Consider the following 2,899-nt stretch of genomic DNA (forward strand, 5'->3'; position numbering starts at 1 on the left):
CCTTAAAGGTCCAGGGAAGACTCATCTTGAGGCAAGTTTCGCGCTTAGATGCTTTCAGCGCTTATCTTTTCCGCACTTAGCTACCGGGCAATGCCATTGGCATGACAACCCGAACACCAGTGGTGCGTTCACTCCGGTCCTCTCGTACTAGGAGCAACCCCTCTCAATCTTCCAACGCCCACGGCAGATAGGGACCGAACTGTCTCACGACGTTCTAAACCCAGCTCGCGTACCACTTTAAATGGCGAACAGCCATACCCTTGGGACCTACTTCAGCCCCAGGATGTGATGAGCCGACATCGAGGTGCCAAACACCGCCGTCGATATGAACTCTTGGGCGGTATCAGCCTGTTATCCCCGGAGTACCTTTTATCCGTTGAGCGATGGCCCTTCCATTCAGAACCACCGGATCACTAAGACCTACTTTCGTACCTGCTCGAGCCGTCACTCTCGCAGTCAAGCTAGCTTATGCCTTTGCACTAACCTCACGATGTCCGACCGTGATTAGCTAACCTTCGTGCTCCTCCGTTACTCTTTGGGAGGAGACCGCCCCAGTCAAACTACCCACCAGACACTGTCCTCACCCCGGATCACGGGGCAGAGTTAGAACATCAAACATTAAAGGGTGGTATTTCAAGGATGGCTCCACGCAGACTGGCGTCCACGCTTCAAAGCCTCCCACCTATCCTACACATCAAGGCTCAATGTTCAGTGTCAAGCTATAGTAAAGGTTCACGGGGTCTTTCCGTCTTGCCGCGGGTACACTGCATCTTCACAGCGAGTTCAATTTCACTGAGTCTCGGGTGGAGACAGCCTGGCCATCATTACGCCATTCGTGCAGGTCGGAACTTACCCGACAAGGAATTTCGCTACCTTAGGACCGTTATAGTTACGGCCGCCGTTTACTGGGGCTTCGATCAAGAGCTTCGCCTTGCGGCTGACCCCATCAATTAACCTTCCAGCACCGGGCAGGCGTCACACCGTATACGTCCACTTTCGTGTTTGCACAGTGCTGTGTTTTTATTAAACAGTTGCAGCCAGCTGGTATCTTCGACTGGCTTCAGCTCCATCCGCAAGGGACTTCACCTACATGCCAGCGTGCCTTCTCCCGAAGTTACGGCACCATTTTGCCTAGTTCCTTCACCCGAGTTCTCTCAAGCGCCTTGGTATTCTCTACCTGACCACCTGTGTCGGTTTGGGGTACGATTTAATGTTACCTGGAGCTTAGAGGATTTTCCTGGAAGCAGGGCATCAACTACTTCTGCACCGTAGTGCATCGTCATCACGCCTCAGGGTTGATATGCAACCGGATTTACCAGGTCACACCCCCTACACGCTTAAACCGGGACAACCGTCGCCCGGCTAGCCTAGCCTTCTCCGTCCCCCCTTCGCAGTAACACCAAGTACAGGAATATTAACCTGTTTCCCATCGACTACGCTTTTCAGCCTCGCCTTAGGGGTCGACTCACCCTGCCCCGATTAACGTTGGACAGGAACCCTTGGTCTTCCGGCGAGCGGGCTTTTCACCCGCTTTATCGTTACTTATGTCAGCATTCGCACTTCTGATACCTCCAGCAACCCTCACAGGCCACCTTCAACGGCTTACAGAACGCTCCCCTACCCAACAACGCCTAAGCGTCGCTGCCGCAGCTTCGGTGCATGGTTTAGCCCCGTTACATCTTCCGCGCAGGCCGACTCGACCAGTGAGCTATTACGCTTTCTTTAAATGATGGCTGCTTCTAAGCCAACATCCTGGCTGTCTATGCCTTCCCACATCGTTTCCCACTTAACCATGACTTTGGGACCTTAGCTGGCGGTCTGGGTTGTTTCCCTCTTCACGACGGACGTTAGCACCCGCCGTGTGTCTCCCGTGATAACATTCTTCGGTATTCGGAGTTTGCATCGGTTTGGTAAGCCGGGATGGCCCCCTAGCCGAAACAGTGCTCTACCCCCGAAGATGAGTTCACGAGGCGCTACCTAAATAGCTTTCGGGGAGAACCAGCTATCTCCCGGTTTGATTGGCCTTTCACCCCCAGCCACAAGTCATCCGCTAATTTTTCAACATTAGTCGGTTCGGTCCTCCAGTTAGTGTTACCCAACCTTCAACCTGCCCATGGCTAGATCACCGGGTTTCGGGTCTATACCTTGCAACTATTCGCCCAGTTAAGACTCGGTTTCCCTACGGCTCCCCTATACGGTTAACCTTGCTACAAAATATAAGTCGCTGACCCATTATACAAAAGGTACGCAGTCACACCACGAAGGTGCTCCCACTGCTTGTACGTACACGGTTTCAGGTTCTATTTCACTCCCCTCGCCGGGGTTCTTTTCGCCTTTCCCTCACGGTACTGGTTCACTATCGGTCAGTCAGGAGTATTTAGCCTTGGAGGATGGTCCCCCCATATTCAGACAGGATGTCACGTGTCCCGCCCTACTCATCGAACTCACGACCTGTGCATTTTAGTGTACGGGGCTATCACCCTTTACTGCGCGACTTTCCAGACGCTTCCACTAACACACAAGCCGATTCAGGTTCTGGGCTCCTCCCCGTTCGCTCGCCGCTACTGGGGGAATCTCGGTTGATTTCTTTTCCTCGGGGTACTTAGATGTTTCAGTTCCCCCGGTTCGCCTCATGCCACTATGTATTCATGACATGATAGTGTGTCGAAACACACTGGGTTTCCCCATTCGGGTATCGCCGGTTATAACGGTTCATATCACCTTACCGACGCTTTTCGCAGATTAGCACGCCCTTCATCGCCTCTGACTGCCTAGGCATCCACCGTGTACGCTTAGTCACTTAACCTCACAACCCGAAGATGTTTCCATCGTTCGTGCTGCAAACATTTGAGAGACTCTATGACAGGTTACTCTTCATCCCAGTACATCTACGGAGGGA

At 52.8% G+C, this 2,899-nt stretch carries 1 rRNA gene; it reads right to left on the reverse strand.

The features are described from left to right. Positions 1 to 2,806, reverse strand: a 23S ribosomal RNA gene (locus GKN89_RS24200); the annotation flags it as partial. Positions 2,807 to 2,899 lie beyond the last annotated feature (93 nt).

The organism is Serratia sp. YC16 (assembly GCF_009707615.1).
Classification (GTDB): domain Bacteria; phylum Pseudomonadota; class Gammaproteobacteria; order Enterobacterales; family Enterobacteriaceae; genus Serratia; species Serratia surfactantfaciens.